We start from the raw sequence: 2,299 nt of genomic DNA on the forward strand, positions 1-2,299 counted from the left end.
CTTTTTTACTGTTTTTGGCAATAAACGTAAGAACAATAAATAGAAAACCTTTAGGTACTTCACAATATTCACACTTTCTGAAATTTATTAAAGAAATTGTGGTAGGCAAACAACTAGTCACTCTAAATTGTCTTTCCTACAAATATTAATTGAAGATCAGCACTTTAAATTACGTACCATAAATAATAATTTCCCAGAAGAAAAAATATTTTATGTATGTATGAAGTATTATTAATACAGAACGCTAACGATGCTTCTAACTCTCTCCCGCTAAACTCAACCATTATGAACTATAGCAGCTGATGTCATATAAATAAAAAAATGTGGTTAATATGCTTGAAAAATTTCATGTTTTGCGTAAAAACATGAAATTTTCTAGTATGTATTTCTTCCATTTTTTCACTTACTAACCCATTTTTTGTATATAACAATTAAATTCTACACATATTACTATTAAAAATCAATAACACATAGGACGAATTTGCTCTTTTTATCTTTCAATTTGATTAAAAGATTGGGAAAAACCTTCTATTTAATTCTATAAATAAAAGTTTGAGAGTAATTTTCTTGTTTTTTTCCACCGTCAAATTCGCCGTCAAAGAAAGGATTGAATACTCTTTATGGCTAAAGGAGAAAATATTTACAAAAGAAAGGATGGACGTTGGGAAGGTCGGTATCCTAAGGGGCGAAAAGAAAATGGTTCTTTATACTATGGCTATATTTATGGTGATACCTATCGTTCAGTCAAAGAAAGACTTTTTGAAAGAAAGACCTATTATTACCTAGAACAGTCATCAAAAGTACGGCCCTATACTGGCACATTTACTGATTGGGGAAATTTTTGGTTAAGAGAAATAAAAGGAAACCTTATCAAAGTAAGTACCTATACAAGTTATCAAAATAAGTTTCATGTTCATCTTTTCCCATTATTAGGTAAGTATAAATTGGAAAAAATTACCATCTATCATATTTCTGATTTGATCGGTCATTTAACTAAACGATTAGCTTCCAGTTCTGTTCAATTAATCTTTCATCTATTAAAAGATTGTCTGGAAACAGCAAAACAAAAAAAATACATCGCTGTTAATCCTTGTGATAATGTTATATTGCCTGCTATACAAAATAAAAAAGTAGAAGCTTTCTCTATGGAAATACAGAAACAAATGATTCAAATCAGTCAAAAAGAAACTAAATATTTACCCGTGTTATTAGCCTTAGAATCGGGTCTTCGAATTGGTGAGATTTGTGGATTAAAATGGGCAGACATTGATTTTACTTCGTCAGTCCTTCATGTTCGAAGAACCGTCCAGCGAGTTTCAAGCCAAGATAAACACAAAAAAACCGAACTTATAGAAGGAACACCGAAAACGACTAAAGGATTCCGCACAATTCCTTTGACCTGTACATTAAGAAATACGTTATTAGATATAAAAAAAAGGAACTCTTCGTTTTCTGAATATGTGGTCACAACAGGAAAAAACAAACAGGTTGAACCACGTACAATCAATTACAGATTTGTTCAGTTGAAAAGACAGCTGGGGATTGAGCAAGGAACCTTCCATGCTTTACGCCATAGCTTCGCTACACGCTGCATTACTTTAGGAGGGAATGTTGCTGCTGTTAGCGCAATGCTTGGACATTCATCCATCAAGATGACACTAGACACCTACACCAGCAGCTTTCTGGAAGATCAACGCAGTATTGTTGAAAAATTTACGTTCAAATAGGAAAAGCCCTGTAAAGACTTAATCTCTATCCTATTCTGAGCCGTCAGTTTCGCCGTCATAAGTAAATTTGATGACTATTTTCATTGGGAATTTGAGAAATATTCATGTTTTTACGCAAAATATGAAATTTCCACATGTAGTTATTTTAACCTCTGTCAGTCTCTGCGCCGTCAGTTTCGCCGTCAAAAGCGAAATTGATGGCTATTTTTATTGGGAATTTGCGAGTTATTCCTATTTTTACGCAAAACATGAAATTTTTAACCGTACCCAAACCTGCCACCATCTTTAATAAATTCTCTTTTTTAGAAGGCTATTTCTAAAAATAAATCAAAGTAGTGATTATTGAATTTTAACTCTTTTTTTTAATGTATGAAAGGTTCTTGCTTTACTCGTCCAGATAGTAAAAAAGACACACAAGGATAATCAGAATAATACCTAATTTATCCGAAATTTTATTAACTGTTCAAGATACTACCCAAATAAGAAATGATCTCGGAAAAGAGCTTGTTATGAACTATTTAAAATCTTTCTATCTATTTTTAATATACTGGCTTCCTCTATCGAAAAAAAAA

The 2,299-nt window shown here is 31.9% G+C and carries 1 protein-coding gene; it reads left to right on the top strand.

Annotation, left to right across the window (positions count from 1 at the left end; translation table 11 throughout):
• Positions 1–620 precede the first annotated feature (620 nt).
• On the top strand, positions 621–1,727 hold the full coding sequence (locus tag IW492_RS17765) for a tyrosine-type recombinase/integrase (RefSeq protein WP_202069429.1): 1,107 nt from the start codon (positions 621–623) through the stop codon (positions 1,725–1,727).
• Positions 1,728–2,299: the final 572 nt, after the last annotated feature.

The organism is Enterococcus sp. BWB1-3 (genome assembly GCF_016745275.1).
Taxonomy (GTDB): Bacteria; Bacillota; Bacilli; order Lactobacillales; family Enterococcaceae; genus Enterococcus_L.

Bases quoted from the DNA above. Each gene is read 5' to 3' on its own strand.
- IW492_RS17765 (WP_202069429.1), top strand. From the start codon at position 621: ATGGCTAAAGGAGAAAATATTTACAAAAGAAAGGATGGACGTTGGGAA.